Origin of the sequence: Canibacter oris (assembly GCF_014197205.1) — a bacterium.
Classification (GTDB): Bacteria; Actinomycetota; Actinomycetes; order Actinomycetales; family Microbacteriaceae; genus Canibacter; species Canibacter oris.
Window position 1 is genome coordinate 122,838 of record NZ_JACIFD010000001.1, and the last position, 19,714, is coordinate 142,551.

The window sequence follows — 19,714 nt, forward strand, 5'->3', positions numbered from 1 at the left end:
CTTGAGGGTAGGCGCAGAGCTGCGACGTTAGTTAGAGCTGTTTTCGGCAATAAAGGTGCGGAAAGTTTCAAGCGGCTGCGCGCCGGTAATCGGGGTTTGGCCAATAGCAAAGAACGGCACACTGTTCACCCCGAGCTGCTGTGCCAGAGCGGTTTCTTCCACAACTTTTTGTTGCAGCTGTGGATCAGCCAAGCGCTCCTGGAACTTTTGTATGTCAGGAACCCCCGCGGTCTTCGCGAAAGCCACTAGCTCTTGCTCGCTCAGCTCCGGGTGACCATTGGTTGGGGCCTTGTCGAAAACTGCCTCCACAAACTCTTTAAACTTGCCCTGCTCTGCAGCTGCGTGTGCTGCCACTGCGCCCCGGCGGGAACCCTCATCGAAGAATGAAACCACGCGCACCTCGATGCGCATCTTACCGGTTGCAATGTATTCCTTGTGCAGGGTAGGCAGCGTTTCGCGAGTGAACTTGGCGCAGTAAGGGCAGCCCATGTCGATCCACTCCCGCATAACCAGCGGTGCATCAGCTTTGCCGATGGTCATGCTCTCCGGGTGGTTTGCGAGTACGTCATCGAGGCTCTGAGCACCCGCAACCTGTTGCGCAGCCTGCTTTTCGGCAGCGGTTTTGGAGTCAGACGTAGCAGCATCTGAGCTTGCCTCAGCGCTGTGCTGCGCGGTAGCAACAGCTTCGGAATCAGATTTGCTAGCTCCAGCACGCTGCCCGAGCATGAACGCTAAGACTGCCCCCAGTGCGACGATAACTGCCACCAGGACGTAGATAATCTTGATAAATTTCCGTTTAGTCTGTTCCGCTGTTTTCACAACAATAGCCTAGCGGAAAAGCCTTGCACAAAGATGTGTAAGCGGTAAGAAAATATCAGCAATCCCGGGAAATTCGCTGCTGCCGAAGGTAAACCAGAGTAAACTTGAGTGTCTAAACTTAATTATTCGATACGAGGAGTTCTGAGTGGCCGACGGGTTTGCACTTTTCACTGACCGGAACGTTGTCGCGATGCGCGTTAACGGTGAGTTGCGGGATTTAGCGCACACGGTGACAGACACCGACACGGTTGAGCCAGTCACAATCGACTCTCCTGACGGGTTGAATATTTTGCGCCACTCCGCGGCGCACGTGCTGGCGCAGGCGGTGCAGGCGATTAACCCGGAGGCAAAACTGGGCATTGGCCCACCAATCACCGACGGTTTTTACTACGATTTTGATCCTGCGGTGCCGTTTACCCCGGAAGATTTGAAGCAGATTAGTAAAGAAATGCAGCGCATCATTAAACAGGGGCAGCGCTTCGTGCGTCGCGTTGTGACTGAGGATGAAGCGCGGCAAGAACTGGCTGCGGAACCGTACAAGCTCGAACTGATTGGGCTAAAGGGCGCGGGTGACGACAACGAGAGTGTTGAGGTTGGTGGCGCGGAGCTCACCATTTATGACAATGTGGATCCTAAAACCGGCGAGGTTTGCTGGAAAGATTTGTGCCGCGGGCCGCACCTGCCCAACACCCGCATGATTGGTAACGGGTGGGCCTTGCTGCGCAGTGCCGGAGCTTACTGGCGCGGCAGCGAGAAAAACCCGATGCTGCAGCGTATTTATGGCACCGCGTGGCCGAGCAAAGAGGAGCTGCGCGACTATCAGACCCGGCTGGAAGAGGCGGCCAAGCGTGATCACCGCAAACTCGGGGTGGAGCTTGATCTGTTTAGCTTCCCAGATGAGATTGGTTCCGGCCTCGCGGTTTTCCACCCGAAGGGCGGCAAGATCCGCAATGAAATGGAAAATTATCTGCGCGAACAGCTGTTAGCAGCTGACTACGAGCTGGTAAACACTCCGCACATCACCAAGGGACAACTGTTTGAAACCAGTCAGCACCTGAACTGGTACAAAGACGGGATGTTTCCGGCGATGCACCTCGACGAGGTATGTGATGCTGCCGGTAACGTAGTGAAGCCGGGGCAAGATTACTACCTGAAGCCAATGAACTGCCCGTTCCACAACCTGATTTTCCGGGCGCGAGCGCGCAGCTACCGCGAACTGCCGCTGCGCCTTGCCGAATTCGGCACTGTTTACCGTTACGAAAAGAGCGGCACCCTTGCCGGTTTGACTCGGGTGCGCGGTTTGACCCAGGATGACGCGCATATTTATGTCACCGAGGAGCAGGTGGCAGATGAGATTAAGCGGCAGCTGGATTTCGTGTTTGAAACTCTGCGTGGCTACGGCCTCACCGACTTCTACCTGGAGCTGTCAACCCGCGATCCAGAAAAATCAGTGGGCAGCGATGAGCAGTGGCACACCGCCGAAACGATGCTCGCGAAGATCGCTGAGGAATCTGGGCTGGAATTGGTGGCGGATCCGGGCGGCGCCGCGTTTTACGGGCCAAAAATTTCGGTGCAGGCGCGTGACGCCATCGGCCGCACCTGGCAGTTGAGCACCGTGCAGCTCGACTTTAACCAGCCAGAGCTGTTCGAGCTGGAATACGCCGCAGCTGACGGCACCCGCAAGCGGCCAATTATGATTCACCGCGCTCTGCTCGGTTCGATTGAGCGCTTCTTTGCGATTTTGCTGGAGCACTATGCTGGTGCATTCCCAGTGTGGTTGGCTCCGGTGCAGGTTGTCGGGATTCCGGTGGCTGACGAGTTTGCTCCTTATCTCGGCGAGGTTATCGCCGAGCTGAAGCGGCGCGGGGTGCGTGCTGAGCTCGATGACAGCGATGATCGGATGCCGAAGAAGATTCGCACCCACACCAAGGCCAAGGTTCCGTTCCAGCTGATTGCCGGTGCTGACGATCGGCAAGCCGGTGCGGTAAGCTTCCGCTTCCGCGACGGCAGCCAGCTGAACGGGGTGCCAGTCGAGCAGGCCGTGAATCGCATTATGCAAGCGATTGCCGACCACGAGCAGGTAAACACCGCCTGGGAAAAAATCTAGTGACACAGCAGCAGGGCGGCTTTGCCGCTGGGCAAACATGGCAAACTCAGGCGGCGCAGGAGTTTGCTGCGGCCCCAGCTGACGGTTTCAGTCGGCTGTGGGTGCCACACCGCATGGTGTATGTCGCTGATACCACCCAGCCGCAGCAGCATGATTGCCCGTTCTGTGCTGCTCCCGCAGGAGACGATGCGACCGGGTTGATTGTGGCGCGTGGTGAGCACGCCTATGTGCTGCTGAATCTGTTCCCCTACAACGGTGGCCACCTGCTGGTTTGCCCGTACCGGCATATTCCGCTTTACAGCGATGCAACCGCGGCTGAAACCGCGGAAATTGCGGCGCTGACGCAGACTGCAATGCGGGTGCTGGAGCAGGTCTCCGGGTGTCACGGTTTTAACATCGGGATGAACCAGGGCGAGGTTGCGGGCGCTGGAATCGCTGCTCATCTGCACCAGCATGTGGTGCCGAGGTGGCGCGGAGACGCGAATTTTCTGCCGATCATCGGGCAGACTAAAGCACTGCCGGAGCTGCTGGCTGACACTCGCCAAAAGCTGGCCGCGGCCTGGCCGCACGCTGCTGGCAGCGATCCGCAATAAACGCAAACAGCTATCAGCGATCCGCAGTAAAATAGAACGTAATTTTAATTTAGTGAGAAGAGGTTATTGTGGCAGGTCACTCCAAGTGGGCTACAACTAAACACAAGAAAGCAGCGCTTGACGCGAAGCGAGCAAAGGCTTTCGCGAAGCTGACCAAGAACATTGAGGTTGCCGCGCGTGTGGGCGGCCCAGACTTGGAAGGCAACCCGGCGCTGGAGTTGGCGGTGCACAAGGCGAAGAAGCAGTCTGTGCCGAATGACAACATCGAGCGCGCGATTAAGCGCGGCGCCGGCCTCACCGGTGACACCGTAGACTACGAAACCATCATGTACGAAGGCTACGGCCCGAACGGTGTGGCGCTTTTGATTGAGTGTCTCACTGACAACCGCAATCGCGCAGCAACCGAGGTGCGTGTTGCGGTAACCCGTAATGGTGGCAATATGGCAGATCCTGGCAGCGTGTCTTACAACTTCGCGCGCAAGGGTGTTATCACCGTGCCGCAGGAGGGCACCAGCGAAGACGACGTGATGATGGCGGTGTTGGAGGCCGGGGTAGAGGAGCTCACTCCAACCCCGAACGGCGAGGCATTCGAGGTGCTGACTGATCCAAGCAGCCTTGACGATGCCCGCAAAGCTTTGACCGCCGCCGGCATCGAATACGATTCTGCCGAGGTAGAGTTTGTGGCTGACCTGAAGGTTGAGGTTGATGCCGAAACCGCACGGAAGGTTTTCAAGCTGATTGATGCACTGGAAGACAGTGACGATGTGCAGAACGTGTACTCAAACTTTGATATCAGCCCGGCTGTGCAGGCGGAGCTTGAGGCAGACGACTAAAGTGAAAATTTGTGGTGAAGCGGCGCAACCGTGGTGGCTGCGCCGCTTCCTGCTATCACCTGCGGTATTGTGGCAGCTTAAAGCGTACAGTTAGCAGTAACCAACACAGAGGGGGCAGCGAATGACACACGTGCTGGGAATCGACCCGGGGCTCACCCGGCTCGGCATGGGCATTGTGGAGCTGCTGCCGGGGCGGAAGCTAGAGTTCGTGCACGTTGAGGTGCTCACCAGTGCGCCTGACACCCCGTTAGAACGGCGGTTGCTGCACTTGGGCAGCGCAATCGAAAGGATTCTCGCCGGCTCTGAAAAGCCCGCCGCGATTGCGTTGGAACGGGTTTTTGCGCAGTCGAATCTGCCGTCGGTTATGGGGGTCGCACAAATCTCCGGAATTGTGCTGTATCACGCCGCGAAATACGGGGTGCCAATCACGATGTACACTCCTAACGAGGTGAAAAGCCAGGTTACCGGCTATGGTGCAGCCGATAAAACCCAGGTGACACAAATGGTGACTAAAATTCTGCGGCTGGCGCAGCCCCCGAAACCAGCAGATGCCGCGGACGCCTTGGCATTGGCGATTACGCACGCGTGGCAGCTGTCGCGCGGCAAAGCAGCTGCGGCACCGACCCTGCAGCAAGCGGTTGCGAAACAGTTGCGAGGCAGGGCGCAGCAGCAACCAACCGCTGCACAGCTGGCGTGGCAGGCTGCCGAGGCGAAAAACGGCAGACGCCGTCAGAATGGTCGCCGCTAACTCGCTGAAGGTGTGGGATTCGGGCCCTCAGGATCAATCAAAGGCAGCTGATCAAGCGCAATTGTGTGGGTGCGGATCGCGGCAACCGTCTCTTCCACTTCCCGCTGCTTACGCCGGCGTTTACGGTCAAACGCTCGCTGCTCCGGCAAGCTCCACCCAAAGCGCATTGCAAGCAAGCGCAGCACCGCGGTCAGCACCACGCACACCAGTCCGGTGATGGTGACATCGACACCAAAGTGAATCAGCGTCACGGTAATCCCGGAGCCGACTATAGCGGCCACGGCGTAGAGCGATCCAACATGCATCACCGCAATCGGCATATTCAGTAACACGTCACGAATCATGCCGCCGCCAACTGCAGCGGTCACCCCGATTAGCATCGCGGGCAGCTCTGGTAGCCCGAAAGACAGTGCCTTGGTGGTGCCGAGCGCGGTGAAAGCGCCCAGGGTGAGGGCATCTAAAATGTTGATGACCGGGTCAGCTCTGACAAACAGTTTCTGCAGCAACATTCCCACGGTTCCGGCAATTAAACAGGTCAAAAGATAAATGTTGGTGGTGAGTGTCGCCGGAGTGATGTTGAGCAGCACATCACGGATAAAACTGCCGCCAATGCCCACAACGATTGCGATTACCGCGACCCCCAATAAATCTAGGCGTCGAAAGCCGGCGGCGTACATCGCGCCCTGGATACTGCCGAGGGCAACAGCTGCGAGATCCAGTGCGAGGGGAATAGCGAAAGTTTCAGTCACCCCACAATTTTGCCAGGGTTTTTCTGGCAAACAGATAGGAGGCGCGCCGCGGCACAATCACAATGCGTTACGCTGTGCATATGGCAATTTTTCGGGACCGTGCTGTGGTGCTGCGCACACATAAATTGGGGGAGGCGGATCGCATCATTACGCTGCTCACCCAACAGCATGGGCTGCGTCGCGCGGTGGCGCGCGGCGTTAGAAAAACAGCCAGCAGATTTGGTGGCAGGTTGGAGCCGTTTTCCCTCGTCGACGTGCAGTGTTATGAGGGTCGTAGTCTGGACAATGTGAGTCAGGTGGAAACCGGCAAGCTCTACGGGGTCACGCTGTCACAGGATTACGAAGCTTACATGGCAGCTAGCGCAATTTGTGAAACTGCGGTGCAACTCACAGAAAATGAGCAGCACCACAGCCCGGCACACTTTCGTCTGGTAGCGGGAGCGCTCGGGGCTTTAGCCGCGCAACAAGCACCGCCTCCTTTGCTGCTCGCAAGTTATTTGTTGCGTGCGCTGGCAGTGGCGGGATGGGCCGCGCAGTTTCACACCTGTGTGGAGTGCGGCGCAGAGATTTTATGCACCGCTACTCCCGCTGACGCCGCTGATGCCCCCACCGGTGCAGACGCTGGCGTAGCTGCCTCCGCTGGCGGCGCGGTTTTTAGTTTTGAACTCGGCGGTGTGCTGTGCACAAGCTGCGCACAGGGGGAGCTGCAGCAGCAGCAGCAGGAATCTCTGGCAACGCACACCGTGCCACAACCGGATACACCCCCAGCTGCTACTGCGCTGGGTGAGGCTCCCTTCATGAGCGCTGCGGCTTTGCAGCTATTGCAAGCACTGCAACAGGGCGCCTGGGAACAGGCACGAGCCGCAGCTCCGGCGGTGCAGCGCAGTGTGTCGCAAACCGTCGAAAAATACGCGCAGTGGCATCTGGAGCGCCGGCTGCGCTCGCTGCTTGGATAAGCATAGTTAGCTACAATTGTGCTCGGAAAAAGGGCGCTAAGTTATGGTGTGCGATATTGCGACGAGATTCAGGAGCAGCCCGCCTCGATTCAGTAAAATAGAAAGGTTACAGAAAAGAGGGGCACATGGCCGACAGAAAAACCACGCTGCTGCCGGTGGATTGGACAGGGCACACGCCGCCGGCTGAGCTCACCGCCGTTCCAGCGCACGTCGCCATTGTGATGGACGGCAACGGACGCTGGGCAAACAGCCGCGGCCTCACCCGCATCGAGGGGCATAAAGCCGGCGAAAAAGCACTGCTCGACGTGGTTGCCGGAGCCATTCAGGCGGGGGTTAAACACCTCACCGTGTATGCCTTCTCAACCGAAAACTGGCGCCGCTCACCAGAAGAAGTACGCTTCCTGATGGGCTTTAACCGCGACGTGCTGCGCGGCAGACGCGACCAGCTACACGCCTGGAACGTCAGAATGCGCTGGGCTGGCCGTAAACCACGACTCTGGCGCTCCGTGCTGAAAGAACTGCAAACCGCCGAAACGCTCACCAAACACAACACCGGCCTGACACTCACAATGTGCATTAACTACGGCGGTCGCGGCGAGCTCGTCGACGCGGTGCAGCAGATTGCCGCGGCGGCGCAGGCAGGGCGGCTTGATCCACACCGCATCACCGAAAAAACCATTGGCAAATACCTTTACGTTCCGGAGCTGCCGGATGTCGACCTCTTTCTGCGCACATCCGGAGAAATGCGCACCAGTAACTTTTTGATGTGGCAGTCTGTATACGCCGAACTGATGTTTGTCGACACCCCGTGGCCAGACTTTAACCGCGAACAGCTGTGGCAGGCGCTCGCAGCTTTCGGTGGCAGACAACGACGATTTGGGGGCGCGGTGGATCAGCCCGCCCAGCTGCCGTCCCCTCCGGCACCACAGAATTAACCGCAACCGAAGGAAAACATGAATCAAACCGTGCCTCCGAAACCGCTCCGCATTGGTTCACTGGAATTTGATATTCCGGTTGAGCTGGCGCCGATGGCAGGAATCACCAACACCGCTTACCGGCGGCTGTGCCGCGAATACGGTGACGGAGTGTTTGTGAGTGAGATGATTACCAGCCGCGCGCTGGTGGAGCGCACCCCCGCAACACTGCGGTTGATTCAGTTTCACGAGTCTGAGACACCGCGGTCAATGCAGCTTTACGGCGTTGATCCGAAGACCATTGCAGACGCGGTGCGGATGGTGGTGGCGGAGGATCTCGCCGACCATATCGACCTGAACTTCGGCTGCCCGGTGCCGAAGGTGACGCGTAAGGGTGGCGGCTCGGCGCTGCCGTGGAAGCAAGATTTGTTTGCCGCGATCGTGCAGGCTGCGGTGCGTGCTGCGGGTGATGTGCCGCTGACGATTAAAATGCGCAAGGGCGTCGACAGCGACCACCTGACTTTCCAGGACGCCGGAAAAATGGCTGCCGATGCGGGTGTCAGCGCGATTGCTTTGCACGGTCGCACCGCAGCTGATCACTACTCTGGCAAGGCCGACTGGGATGCGATTGCACAGCTGGTGCAGCTGGTTAGGGAGCGCAACCCGGAAATTCCGGTGCTCGGCAACGGCGATATTTGGTGTGCCCAGGACGCCATCGACATGGTGGAGCACACCGACTGCGACGGCGTAGTGGTGGGTCGAGGCTGTCTCGGGCGGCCCTGGCTATTTGGTGATTTAGAGGCGGTGTTCCGTGCGCGCCGGGGTGAAATCACCTGGGAAGAGGCACGGCAGCGCACGGCTGCGCCAGCACTCGGTGAGGTGATGGCTGCGGTGCGGCGGCACACCGAGCTGCTGATTGATTTTTTTGGCGGAGACGAGCGTCACGCTTGCCGTGATATTCGCAAGCACATGGCCTGGTATTTTAAGGGCTACGGCGTGGGCGGCGATGTGCGCCGGGCGCTTGCCGGGGTTGAGTCGCTAGAGCACATGGCAGAAATTTTCGGCACGATGGATCCGCAAATGCAGTATCCGGGAGAGGGTGCTGAAGGCCCGCGCGGGCGTGCCGGGCGGCCGAAGCGTCCGCACTTGCCGGAGGGGTGGCTGGATTCGCGCACCTGTGACAGCGCCAGCTTCAGTGCGCTGCTGGAGGCGGAAACCGACGAAGCTTCAACCAGCGGCGGGTAGACACAGATGAGCATAGTGAACTACGCTGCGGCGGATTTTGAACGCTTTGTGCCTGAGCAACATAGCTCGGGGCGCAGCGATTTTGCGCGCGACCGGGCCCGCTTGATTCATAGCTCTGCGTGGCGCAGGTTGGCGGCAAAAACACAGGTTTTAAGCCCCACCGCCGGGATTGACTTTGCCCGCAACCGGCTCACTCACTCGCTGGAGGTGGCGCAGATTGGCCGCGAGCTGGCGCACGCCTTCGGGGTTAGCGCTGACCTGGTTGATACTGCATGTATGGCACACGATTTGGGGCATCCGCCGTTTGGGCACAACGGTGAGGTGGCTTTGAATGAGTGGATCGATGGCAGCGGCGGTTTCGAGGGCAATGCGCAAACGTTGCGGCTTTTGACCCGGTTAGAGGCTAAACACTTTGATGCTGCTGGGCAGAGCGTAGGGCTGAATTTGACCCGTGCTGCGCTTGATGCAAGCTGCAAGTATCCGTGGCCTAGGCAGGACGCTGACGGCGGCGAGGTGCGTAAAAAATTCGGGTATTTCGATGAGGACGCGCCGGTGTTTGAATGGCTGCGGCAGGGTGCGGTGCCGGGGCAGAAATGTTTTGAGGCGCAGCTGATGGATTTGTCTGACGACATCGCCTATTCGGTGCATGATTTTGAAGACGCAATCGTCAGCGAGTTTCTTGACCCGCAGCTTTTAAGCTGGCGTTCCGGGCACGATGTGCTGCTGCAGGAGGTCGCGGCGTGGGCCGGTGGGAAATTTACGGTTGCGGAGCTCGGGGATGCTTTTGAGCGGCTTGCTGGGCTGCCGACCTGGGTAGCGCAGTGGAGCGGCACGCGGCAGGATGCGGCGAAGCTGAAGAACTTCACCAGCGATCTGATTGGGCGTTTTGCCGGCGCCGCGATTACCAGCACCCGGGAAAGCTACACGGCAGACAGTTTCGCGCGTTACGGTGCGCAGGTTGTGGTGCCGCGCGAGATCCGCGCCGAAATTGCGGTGCTGAAGGGCATCGTCGCCGCCTATGTGATGACCATCGGCAAACGCAAACCGACCTACCGCCGGCAGCGGGAGCTGTTGCAGGAGCTGCTGGAGAAGCTGTGGCAGGAGCCGGAGCATTTAGAGCCGCAGTTTGCCGCTGATTTTGCAGCTGCCGCTGACGACGCTGCGCGGCGGCGGGTGATTGTGGATCAGGTTGCCTGCCTCACCGATCAGGCAGCTATCAGCTGGTATCAGCAACTGTGCCAGGTGCCTTTGGTCTAGTAAGATTTTGACTATGGCAGGACGCATCTCAGAGGCGGATATTGCTGCGGTAAAGGCGCGCAGCAACATTGTCGATGTGATTTCTGACCATGTCACCCTGAAACGCGCCGGGGTTGATTCTTTTAAGGGGCTGTGTCCGTTTCACGATGAGCGCACCCCGAGTTTCACGGTTAGCGTCGGGATGGAGCGCTATCACTGCTTCGGCTGCCAAGAATCTGGTGATGTGATTGCCTTTCTGATGAATCTGCAGCATCTGAGCTTTGTGGAGGCTGTGGAATTTTTGGCGGATCGCGCCGGCTACCAGCTCACCTACGAGCAGAGCGCGGCTGAGCCGCAGGGTCCCTCCAAAACCCGCCTTTACGCGGCGCATCAGGCAGCAAAAGAGTTTTATCAGGCACAGCTTTTTAGTCCTGCCGGCACGGTGGCGCGGGAGTTTTTGCACGGTCGTGGTTTTGATGAGGCGGCGTTGCGGTTCTTCGAGGTCGGGTATGCACCTGATAGCTGGGATGCGCTCACGAAGCACCTGACACAGCAGGGTTTTACCGCCGCGGAGCTGCTCGCCGGAGGTCTGGTGTCGCAGGGTAGCCGCGGGGTTTATGACCGCTTCCGAGGGCGCCCAGTGTGGCCGATTAAAGAAACTACCGGGCAAACTGTGGGTTTCGGGGCGCGCAAAATTTTTGAGACTGATCAGGGGCCGAAATATTTAAACAGCCCGGAGAGCCCGATTTACCATAAATCACGGGTGCTTTACGGCATCGATCTGGCCAAAAAAGCGATGGCCCGAGATAAAAAAGCCGTGATTGTGGAGGGTTACACCGATGTTATGGCGTGCCATTTAGCGGGGGTTCCTTACGCGATTGCTACCTGCGGCACCGCTTTTGGGCCAGATCACATCGCGGTGCTGCGGCGGGTGCTCGGAGATGACGCCGGCGCCGAGGTGATTTTCACCTTCGACCCGGATTCTGCGGGGCAGGCGGCAGCGCTGAAAGCGTACGGGCAGGAGAGCAAATTTAATGCCCAAACCTATGTTGCCAATAATCCTTCCGGGTTGGATCCGAGTGATTTGCGACAGCATCAGGGCGATTCCGCGGTTGCGGTGATGTTTGAAGATAAAACACCGCTTTTTGAGTTTGCGCTGCAGCACGCGATTAACGGCTACGACCTCAACTCTGTCGCTGGCAGGCACCAGGCGATTAACAACGCCTTGCCGATTATTTTGCGGATCCGCGATCGCAGTCTGCAACCGGCCTATTTGCGCGAGTTAGCGCGCATGGTGGGTGTCGATATGGCGGTTGTGAAACAGCAGTTACAGCAGCAACTGCGTGCCGGAGGTTCCGGGGGTGCCGCAGTGGCGGTGCGCGGCGGTGCGCCGCAGCCCGCAGCGCACTACACCCTGGCGAGCCTGCCGCGTGACGAGGATACGCGGCGTGAACGCGACGCTTTGATGGCGATGCTGCAGCGTCCGCAGGATATCGGTGCAGAGCTGCTACGCGAAGCTACCGGTGCTTGGGTTGGTAACTCGGCGTTGCAGCAGGTGCAGCAAGCAATTGCTCGGGCTTTGGCGCAGCAGCAGGCAGTAGCAGGCGCTGCGCTGCAGCCGTGGGTGGAGCAGGTTGCTGCCGTCGCGCTGCCGGAGGTGCAGGTGCTGGTGCGGGAGCTGGCGCTGCAGCCGCTGCCAGAGAAATCTAGTGAAAGGCTCGGGCACTACGCGAAACAGATTGTGATTTCGCTGCTGGTACACGACCTGAACAAAGTGCGGCAGGAATTATTGCTGCGGCTGCAGCGTTTACCCGATAGTGAGATGGAGCAGTCAAGAATCATTCAGCAGCACCTGGTGCAGGTTGACAGCGCCAAAAGGCAGTTACAGGCGGAGATAGGTTAGTTTATGAGTGTGCAAGTTTCAGACCTGACCCTGGCTTATCCGCCGCATGGCGGTGTGCCCGGTTTTGAGGCTTTAAGCGGGGTTACTTTTAGTGTCGCACCGGGTGAAACGCTGGCTGTTTTGGGTGAATCTGGCGCCGGAAAAAGCACCCTTTTAGCGGCGCTGAGCGGGCGCGGCCTGTTAGCTCCGAAGGGGGAGCGGTTGCAGCTAAGCGGTGGCGACGCAACAGTTTTGGGGCGTTCGTTAGCTGGGTTGCGACGCAAAGCTATTGCGGAACTAGCCGCAGAGATTGGCTATATTTCGCAGCAGGCGGGCGCGAGTTTGCCGGGGGAGATGCGGGTTGCTGATATTGTGGCCGCGGGCCCGCGCCGTCGCAACAAAAAAGTTGCCACCGATGCGCTGGCGCGGCTGATCACCACAATGTTTGAAATTGTCGACTTGCCGTTGGAAATGCTCGGTAACTATCCGAGCGAACTGTCTAAAGGGCAGCGGCAGCGGGTTGCGATTATCTCAGAGCTCACCGCCGCACCGCGGCTGTTGATTGCTGACGAGGTCACCAACGGAGTTGATACTAACACACGCCCTAAAATCACCGAACTGCTCAGGTGGTATCGGGAGCAAACCCGCGCCACCATGCTGCTGGTGAGTCACGATATTAGTTTGCTAGAGCAGCTGGCAGACACCGCGTTGGTGTTGCGTGCCGGGCAGGTGGTTGGGTTTGACAGTCTCAACAGTGTGTTCCGTAACGTGAAACACCCATATGTTGCGCAGCTCGCTGACGCTTTGCGCCGTACCGCATACGATGAGGCTGCGGCCCGTCACAAAGAATAATGCGGGGTGGTGAATCCAGCTGCGCCGTGATCCACCACCCAGCAAGGCAGTTACAGTTACCAGGTGTTACTTCGCGTCACGCTTATTATTTACCAGATAAGCTGCGACTAGCAGCAGCACCGCCCAGCCTCCCAGCACTGCGGCATCGAACCACAGCGGCTGGCTATTTTCAAGCACGTGGAAGCCGATTTCGCGGGTGTTACCGACCGCATGGTTGGTGATGTCGTTGATGCGGTTTAACGGTGACAGCAGGGAGAGGAAGCCGAACACCTCGGCGTTGAAAGCCACCACCAAGGAAATGAGGGTCTCAATCACCATCAGCAGCGCCAGCGGGATTGCGATTGCCGCAACTTTGCTGCCGGTGATAACGCCGATGCAAGCCGCCATCAGACTGTAAATGCACACCGTTAGCGCGATTTGCAGCATGAAGTGGGATTCTTCGTTTACGAAGCTGGCGTGTGGGAAGAGCGCCACCAGGAGAATCGAAATTGCGATGCTCACCAGCAGGCACAGTGCCAAGAACAGGTATGACAGGGCCAGGCGGGCGGTGAACCAGCTGCTGCGGTGATGCTGCGTCAAGAAGGCCTGCGCCTGCATTTTGGTGGAAACCTCGCCGGCGACGGTGGCGCCGAGCATGGTGATTGCGATGAGGATGAAGATGCTACCGCCGTTGGCAAAATCTGCCCAGTTGACGGTCACGGTGTCAGCGGTGTTCTCGCGCATCAGCAGGCTGACCAGTAGATACAGCCCTGTCACACCAGCGATGGTGCCGAGCAGTAAAATCCCGTACACGTAGCTGCTGCGCAGTGAGGTGAATTTCTTGAGTTCTGATTTAAAAGCTTTCATTGTAATACCTTGTCTACTGCCTTAGTTGTGAGTCCCGCGGGTAATGCTTGCCGCCTGGGTTTTGTATTCTTGCGCGGTTGCGGTTGCGGCGAGGAAGCGCTCTTCCAGGTTTGCCTGCTGGGTGTAGAGCTTGGTGATCGCAATGCGGTTTTCGAGGGCAATTGCGGCGATTTGGGCGCGCAGCTCTGCCTCGTTCACGGTGCCGCTGACAGTGATCGCAAGCTCTGGGCGGTGTGGATCAGCGGTCGCGGAAATGCCCCGCTGCTGCAGCGCTTGTTGCAGCGCCGCAAGGGAGGCGGTTTCGGCGTGCACGGAGGTGCCGTCAGCCAGGAAGTCAGCCAGCGTGTATGAGCCGATCAGCTCGCCCTTGCCGATAACCACCAGACGGTCAGCGGTCTGCTGCATTTCACCGAGCAGGTGTGAAGACACCAGCACTGCTTTGCCGGCGGCCGCAAACTCGCGGATGGTGTGCCGCATCCAGCTCACGCCTTCCGGGTCTAGCCCGTTTACAGGCTCGTCGAGAATCAGGTGCTGCGGGTCTCCGAGCAGCGCCGCAGCGAGCATTAGCCGCTGCTTCATGCCGAGGGAGTAGCCGCCGGCGCGCTGCTTGATTGCGCTTTCTAGACCCACCATCTCGATGCACTCCCAGACTCGCTTATCGCCGATGCCAGCGCCGTAGGCGAGTGCCTGCAGGTGTGACAGGCCGCTGCGTCCCGGATGGAACCAGGTCGCGTCGAGCATCGCACCAGCGACAGCCGGCTTGTTTGCGAAATCTTTGAAGCTGCCGGTGGATCCGTCAGTGTTGGTGAAGGTCACAGTGCCCGCAGAGGCTTTATCGAGATCCAGCATGGCGCGCATCGTGGTTGATTTACCTGCGCCGTTAGGGCCGAGGAAGCCGGTTACTGTGCCGTCAGGAACCTCGAAGCTGAGGTTTGAGATAGCTTTTTTCTTACCGTAGTATTTGCTGAGATTTTCAACTTTGATCATGCTTCAATTCTCGCGGCTACGCGGGTATGAGCGCCATCGTGACAGAGTATGAAAAACCAGCTCATGCTGTGGTATGAGCCTATTTGCCGGTGAGCAGCTCCTGCGGTGAGACAATTCCCGCGCCGAGCGCAAACAGCACCGCGTGCACCCTGTCGCGCGAGCAGGTTTTGTGCAGAATATTGCCGATGTGGGTTTTCACAGTCGGCAGTGAAATAAACAGCTCCGTGGCGATTTCGTTGTTGGTGTAACCCTTCGCGATGAGAATCAGAATTTCAGTTTCTCGCTGCGTTAGGGTAGCTGCCAGCTCCACCAATCCCGGCAGCGGGGTTAGCTGTCCTGCGGAGCTGTGAGGCTGCTGCGGGTTTTCGCGCAGCGCTGTAATCAGGGTGGCGGTTGCCTGGGGGCTGATAATCGCTGAACTGTCACTGACCGTGCGCACCGCGGTGAGTAGATCCTCCGGCTGCGTATCCTTTAGTAAAAACCCGCTGGCGCCAGCCTGCAACGCACCGAGCACGTAGTTTTCGCTATCGAAGGTGGTGAGAATAATGACCCGCGGTGTTTTGCCGTCGGGATACTGTGCAGTGTCTGCGGTGAGCTGACCGGTTGCCGTGATACCGTCGCAGTCGGGCATTTGCACGTCCATCAAAATTACGTCAACCGGCTGCTGCTGCGCCAGCTCGATAGCTTCGTTGCCGTTGCCCGCTTGCCACGCTACGGTGATGTCGTCTTGCGACTCTAGCACCATCGCAAAACCGGCACGCACCAGCTGTTGATCGTCAACAAGCGCAACTCTAATCAAACTGCTCATAGCTATTATTTTGGCAGGGGGATCCGCAAATCAACGTGGAAACCGCCCGGGAAAGTCAGCGATTCGCCCCAGTAGCACTCGCCGCCGTACAGCAGCACTCGCTCTTTAATACCGGTAAGACCCCGGCCGGCGCCCGGAATTTTGGGTCGCTCGTGGCTGTTGCCGCGAGAATCTGCGGTGATGTGGATCTGTCTCGCCCGATCCTTCGCAGTGCCATAGTCAATCACCAGCCGCGCAATTCCCGGAGACGAGTGTTTTAACGCATTAGTGATGAGCTCCTGCACGATACGGTAAACCGTGAGATCGAGCGCCTCATTAAGCTCCGGCACCTCACCCAGAATCTGAGTTTCGAGCTTCAGCTCCAGGGAGCCCGCCTCTTTAAACAGCTGCTGCAGATTGTGCACCCCGGGGTTGGTGGCGGTTTCGCGCTCCTCCTGGGGGCTGCGCAAAACTGACAGCAGCTGGCGCATTTGAGAGAGCGATTCGCGGCTGATTTCGGAAATGGTGGTGAGGGCCTGCACCGCCTGCTCCGGTGATTTTTTGGCGGCGAAACGGCCGCCGTCAGCCTGCGCGATAACCACAGTCAGCGAGTGGGCGATAATGTCGTGCATTTCGCGCGCGATACGGTTGCGTTCGGTGACCGCCGCGAGCTCCGCTTTGGCTTTCAGATCACTGACCTCTTGGTTGCGCTGGAAAATTGTGCGGCCGAACTGCCAAAACAGCTGAATCAGAGCCGCGATAAACAGCAGCATCACCGCAATCGCGGCAACTCCGACGAGCATTTCTCGCTCCGACAGCGGTGGCAGCTGCATTCCCGTAAGGTGGCGGAGATAGAGATCACCGGCGATGTGGTAGGCGATTGTGAAAAGGGTGCCGGCGTAGATTAAGAACAGCCAGCGCAGGCGTTTGCGCGGCACTTCAGCGGCGATGAAACGGGTTTCGTAACACACCACAACAATCCCCAGAAACACCGGGAAAGTGAGTGACAGTGAGATGATGAAAAGCCCCGCTGCTACCACTCGAATGCCCGGCAGCAGTCGCACCCGCTGCAGCAGCAGCCCAACGTAAGTGATGACGGTGCCGGTTATCAGCGTGAAGCCCATCAGTGGGTAAAAGTTGCGGTACGGGTTGAGCTCCTGGGCGTCACTCATAATTACCGCGCTGAGGTTAAAGCTCATCAGAAAAGGCAGCGCTACCGCCCAGATAATTGCACTCCACCACAGCCGGCGGTTACGATACCAGGGCTGCGGCGGGGCGGTGGGGAGTGCGGTGTTCATGTCTTTTAGCCTACTTGGTGTGGGGCCCGCTTCGGGTCGTGCTGCGGCATGAATTTGTGGAGTTTGCCCTGGAACCGGTAATGCTGTATATTTATTAAGTCCGCGGGTGTAGCTTAATGGTAAAGCCTTGGTCTTCCAAACCAATGACGCGAGTTCGATTCTCGTCACCCGCTCCAAATTAAACCCCGGTTGGAATAATCCGCCGGGGTTTTTCGTTGCACTGGGTATGCTCACAACCAAGTATCAGAGCACGTTCATCGGTCGTGATTAGTAAGTGCTTACTTGCTTGTATGCCCAAAAAATAGGGCGTAGTGTGAGGGTTAATAGCTTTTAGAAAGGAGCTCATCATGGAGCAGCAAACACTTAGCCACGGTATTTCAGCAGAAACCGCAACCGGAGTTTCACTTTTCCTCACCCCGGTGGTGCGTAACCTGATTGCGCTCGCGGTGAACGCCAAGCAGGCGCACTGGCACCTGCGCGGCATGAACTTCATCGCGCTGCACGAGTTTTTGGATCAGTTGCACGATCACGCAAACGACGGCGCTGACGAGGCCGCAGAGCGAATCATCGCCCTTGGCCTGCCGGTTGACGCGCGGCTAGAAACGGTCGCCGCGAAAGCCACCAACCCGACCCTGACCGCAGGCTTCCAGCAGGCAGAAGACGTGCTGCGCGAGATGCTTGCGCAGCTTGACGCCACTCGCGTGGTGCTGCAGCAGGCAATCGACGGCCTCGGTGAGATTGACGCCCCAAGCCAGGATGTCGCCATCGCCCTGACCCAGCAGCTCGATAAAGACCGCTGGTTCCTGAGCGCACACCTGGGCGCCTAAACACGGGTGCTGTAGCGCAGCTGGATGCCAAAAACCAGGAGGTCTAAGACTTCTGGGTGCTGCGACTTAGGCTGCGATTAGCGGTTTGCGGGGTGTGGATCGGGTAGCGCGATCCACACCCCGCAGCAGCTGCTCAGAAAACCAGGTGCGACACACCGTAATCGGCGATTTGCAAACTTTTTGAAAATGGTTGTATAGTTTAAGAGTTGCCAGAAAGCACATTCCCCTGTAGCTCAGTTGGCAGAGCGAGCGGCTGTTAACCGCTAGGTCACTGGTTCGAGCCCAGTCGGGGGAGCGCTAAACTCCGAAATCTGTTTCCGAGTTTATTTCCGCAAGGAAGGCCGTGTTGTAGAAACACACTGCACAGCAATAATAAGGTAAACTTGGTAGGGTTGTGCGAGTGCTGAAAATCAGCAGGCGCAAGCACTGTTCCTAGTCGGTTCGCCGACATTTTTCGGGATGTAGCTCAGCTTGGCTAGAGCGTCCGGTTTGGGTCCGGAAGGCCGCAGGTTCGAATCCTGTCATCCCGACTGGAACGGTGTGAGCACCGCGCATTAATAATAACTAATCAACACGAGAGGTCCACCTTGGCGACTAACAAAGCAGAAAAGCTTACTCCGACTCGCGCTAAGCTGACAGTCAACCTCACAGAGGAAGACCTGAAGCCATTCTTGAAAGACGCGTATCAGGCAATCGCAGAGCAGGTTGCAATTCCTGGCTTCCGTAAGGGTAAAGTTCCTGCCCCAATCATCGACCAGCGCGTTGGCCGCGAGGCAGTTATCCAGGAAGCAGTAAACAAGTCACTCGATCACTTCTTCCAGGCAGCTCTCGAAGAGTCAGGCGAGCGCCCAATGGGTCGCCCAACCGCTGACGTTGAGAAATGGCTTGACGCTAACGATCCAAAGAGCGAACTGGTGCTGGTGTTCGAGGTTGAGGTGCGCCCAGAGTTTAAGCTGCCGAAGTACGAAAAGTACGAGCTTGAGGTGGCTGACGCAGAGGTGGCTGACGACGCAGCCGAGACTGAGCTCAACAAGCTGCGCGAGCGTTTCGGCAAGCTGGTTACCGTAGAGCGCGCTGCTAAGAAAGACGACTACGTCGCAATCGACCTGGTGGCTCGTATCGACGGCAACGAGGTTGATCGGGCAGAGGGCGTGTCATACCAGGTTGGCGCTGGCAACATGCTCGCCGGCATGGATGAAGCGCTGGAGACCCTGACCGCTGGCGAAACCACCACCTTCACCTCACAGCTGCTCGGCGGTGAATATGAGGGCCAGGATGCCGAGGTAGAGGTTACCGTAACCGCTGTGCAGGAGCGCGAGCTGGCAGAGGCAAACGACGAGTTCGCACAGCTGGCAAGCGAGTTCGAGACTCTTGCAGAGCTGGAGGCAGACATCGCAAAGCACGTGCAGCAGAAGGCTGTTTTCGAGCAGGGTGCAGAGGCACGTGACCTGTTTATCGAGAAGCTGATCGCTGACGCGAAGATCCCGGTTTCTGAAGAGCTGGTTGCTGAAGAGGTGGATCGGCACCTCGAGCAGGAAGGCCGCCAGGACGATGCTGAGCACCGCGCTGAGGTGACCGAGCAGGCTGGCAAGCAGCTGCAGCTGCAGTTGCTGCTGGACGCAATCATCGAGGCTGAGAACGTAGAGCCTACCCAGAATGAGCTGAGCGCATACATCATGCAGTCTGCACAGCAGTACGGCATTGAGCCAGGTCAGTTCATTCAGATGCTGAGCCAGGGTGGCCAGATGGGCGCAATCGTTGGCGAGGTAACCCGCAACAAGGCACTGGCTATCGCACTTGCCAAGGTTACCGTGAAAGACAAGAGCGGCAACGTAGTGGATCTCTCAGAGTTCACCCGGGTTGATACCGGTGAAGAGGCCGCAGCTGCAGAAACCGCTGCTGAGTAAACTTAGCTAAGCGTCTTTAAAGGGCAGCAAAGCGTACCGCTTTGCTGCCCTTTACGCTACCGCAGCGCTGCGGTGTATGCTGGCGGCGAACCGCGCAGCATTTTGCACCACAACACTGTAATCTCGAA

18 protein-coding genes and 3 tRNA genes are annotated in these 19,714 nt (G+C 58.2%); 15 read left to right on the top strand and 6 right to left on the bottom strand.

Annotated elements, in window-relative coordinates; genetic code table 11:
• Positions 1–27: 27 nt before the first annotated feature.
• Positions 28–819, bottom strand: coding sequence for a DsbA family protein (locus F5897_RS07965; protein WP_124824003.1), 792 nt, complete (start codon positions 817–819; stop codon positions 28–30).
• 190 nt (positions 820–1,009) lie between these two features.
• Between F5897_RS07965 and thrS the strand changes: the two genes are divergently transcribed.
• From thrS to ruvC, 4 genes are all read left to right on the top strand, one after another.
• Positions 1,010–2,926 carry a threonine--tRNA ligase gene (thrS, locus tag F5897_RS00535; protein ID WP_221221215.1) on the top strand — a complete coding sequence of 639 codons (1,917 nt, stop codon included), beginning with the start codon at positions 1,010–1,012 and terminating at the stop codon, positions 2,924–2,926.
• Between the two features lie 95 nt (positions 2,927–3,021).
• Positions 3,022–3,519 (top strand): HIT family protein, encoded by a 498-nt coding sequence (locus tag F5897_RS00540; protein ID WP_233574336.1) that lies wholly within the window; start codon positions 3,022–3,024, stop codon positions 3,517–3,519.
• Between the two features lie 68 nt (positions 3,520–3,587).
• Positions 3,588–4,352 (top strand): YebC/PmpR family DNA-binding transcriptional regulator, encoded by a 765-nt coding sequence (locus tag F5897_RS00545; protein ID WP_124824005.1) that lies wholly within the window; start codon positions 3,588–3,590, stop codon positions 4,350–4,352.
• A 121-nt stretch (positions 4,353–4,473) separates the two neighbouring features.
• Complete coding sequence (gene ruvC / locus F5897_RS00550) at positions 4,474–5,100, top strand: crossover junction endodeoxyribonuclease RuvC (RefSeq protein ID WP_183304106.1); 627 nt, start codon at positions 4,474–4,476, stop codon at positions 5,098–5,100.
• Here ruvC and F5897_RS00555 read toward each other — a convergent pair.
• Positions 5,097–5,849 (bottom strand): trimeric intracellular cation channel family protein, encoded by a 753-nt coding sequence (locus F5897_RS00555; protein WP_124824007.1) that lies wholly within the window; start codon positions 5,847–5,849, stop codon positions 5,097–5,099. The two genes, ruvC and F5897_RS00555, sit on opposite strands and share 4 nt — an antisense overlap.
• A gap of 80 nt (positions 5,850–5,929) precedes the next feature.
• Between F5897_RS00555 and recO the strand changes: the two genes are divergently transcribed.
• The 6 genes from recO to F5897_RS00585 all read left to right on the top strand — a co-directional run bounded on the left by recO (position 5,930) and on the right by F5897_RS00585 (position 12,934).
• Positions 5,930–6,805, top strand: coding sequence for a DNA repair protein RecO (recO, locus tag F5897_RS00560; RefSeq protein WP_183304107.1), 876 nt, complete (start codon positions 5,930–5,932; stop codon positions 6,803–6,805).
• Positions 6,806–6,930: 125 nt separating this feature from the next.
• Complete coding sequence (locus tag F5897_RS00565) at positions 6,931–7,740, top strand: isoprenyl transferase (protein WP_183304108.1); 810 nt, start codon at positions 6,931–6,933, stop codon at positions 7,738–7,740.
• An 18-nt stretch (positions 7,741–7,758) separates the two neighbouring features.
• On the top strand, positions 7,759–8,964 hold the full coding sequence (dusB, locus tag F5897_RS00570) for a tRNA dihydrouridine synthase DusB (protein WP_183304109.1): 1,206 nt from the start codon (positions 7,759–7,761) through the stop codon (positions 8,962–8,964).
• Between the two features lie 6 nt (positions 8,965–8,970).
• Positions 8,971–10,221: a deoxyguanosinetriphosphate triphosphohydrolase gene (locus F5897_RS00575; protein ID WP_183304110.1), complete on the top strand. Its 1,251-nt coding sequence runs from the start codon at positions 8,971–8,973 to the stop codon at positions 10,219–10,221.
• Positions 10,222–10,234: 13 nt separating this feature from the next.
• The gene (gene dnaG / locus F5897_RS00580) at positions 10,235–12,103 is read left to right on the top strand and encodes a DNA primase (RefSeq protein WP_183304111.1); all 1,869 of its coding nucleotides are present in this window, start codon (positions 10,235–10,237) and stop codon (positions 12,101–12,103) included.
• A 3-nt stretch (positions 12,104–12,106) separates the two neighbouring features.
• The gene (locus F5897_RS00585) at positions 12,107–12,934 is read left to right on the top strand and encodes an ATP-binding cassette domain-containing protein (protein ID WP_183304112.1); all 828 of its coding nucleotides are present in this window, start codon (positions 12,107–12,109) and stop codon (positions 12,932–12,934) included.
• Between the two features lie 66 nt (positions 12,935–13,000).
• Here F5897_RS00585 and F5897_RS00590 read toward each other — a convergent pair whose 3' ends face one another.
• The 4 genes from F5897_RS00590 to F5897_RS00605 all read right to left on the bottom strand — a co-directional run bounded on the left by F5897_RS00590 (position 13,001) and on the right by F5897_RS00605 (position 16,852).
• A complete protein-coding gene (locus F5897_RS00590; RefSeq protein WP_183304113.1) occupies positions 13,001–13,780 on the bottom strand; it encodes a hypothetical protein in 780 nt (259 codons plus the stop codon).
• Between the two features lie 21 nt (positions 13,781–13,801).
• The gene (locus F5897_RS00595) at positions 13,802–14,767 is read right to left on the bottom strand and encodes an ATP-binding cassette domain-containing protein (protein ID WP_183304114.1); all 966 of its coding nucleotides are present in this window, start codon (positions 14,765–14,767) and stop codon (positions 13,802–13,804) included.
• A 79-nt stretch (positions 14,768–14,846) separates the two neighbouring features.
• Positions 14,847–15,575 (bottom strand): response regulator, encoded by a 729-nt coding sequence (locus F5897_RS00600; RefSeq protein WP_221221208.1) that lies wholly within the window; start codon positions 15,573–15,575, stop codon positions 14,847–14,849.
• 5 nt (positions 15,576–15,580) lie between these two features.
• Entirely contained in the window at positions 15,581–16,852 is a 1,272-nt protein-coding gene (locus F5897_RS00605; protein ID WP_183304115.1) for a sensor histidine kinase, read from the bottom strand.
• Positions 16,853–16,954: 102 nt separating this feature from the next.
• Here F5897_RS00605 and F5897_RS00610 point away from each other — a divergent pair.
• From F5897_RS00610 to tig, 5 genes are all read left to right on the top strand, one after another.
• A tRNA-Gly gene (locus F5897_RS00610) sits at positions 16,955–17,028 on the top strand.
• Positions 17,029–17,199: 171 nt separating this feature from the next.
• Entirely contained in the window at positions 17,200–17,679 is a 480-nt protein-coding gene (locus tag F5897_RS00615) for a Dps family protein (RefSeq protein ID WP_124824019.1), read from the top strand.
• Positions 17,680–17,901: 222 nt separating this feature from the next.
• Positions 17,902–17,974 (top strand) — tRNA-Asn (locus F5897_RS00620).
• A 160-nt stretch (positions 17,975–18,134) separates the two neighbouring features.
• Positions 18,135–18,209 (top strand) — tRNA-Pro (locus tag F5897_RS00625).
• 57 nt (positions 18,210–18,266) lie between these two features.
• Positions 18,267–19,586 (top strand): trigger factor, encoded by a 1,320-nt coding sequence (tig, locus tag F5897_RS00630; RefSeq protein ID WP_183304116.1) that lies wholly within the window; start codon positions 18,267–18,269, stop codon positions 19,584–19,586.
• The last annotated feature ends 128 nt before the right edge of the window (positions 19,587–19,714 follow it).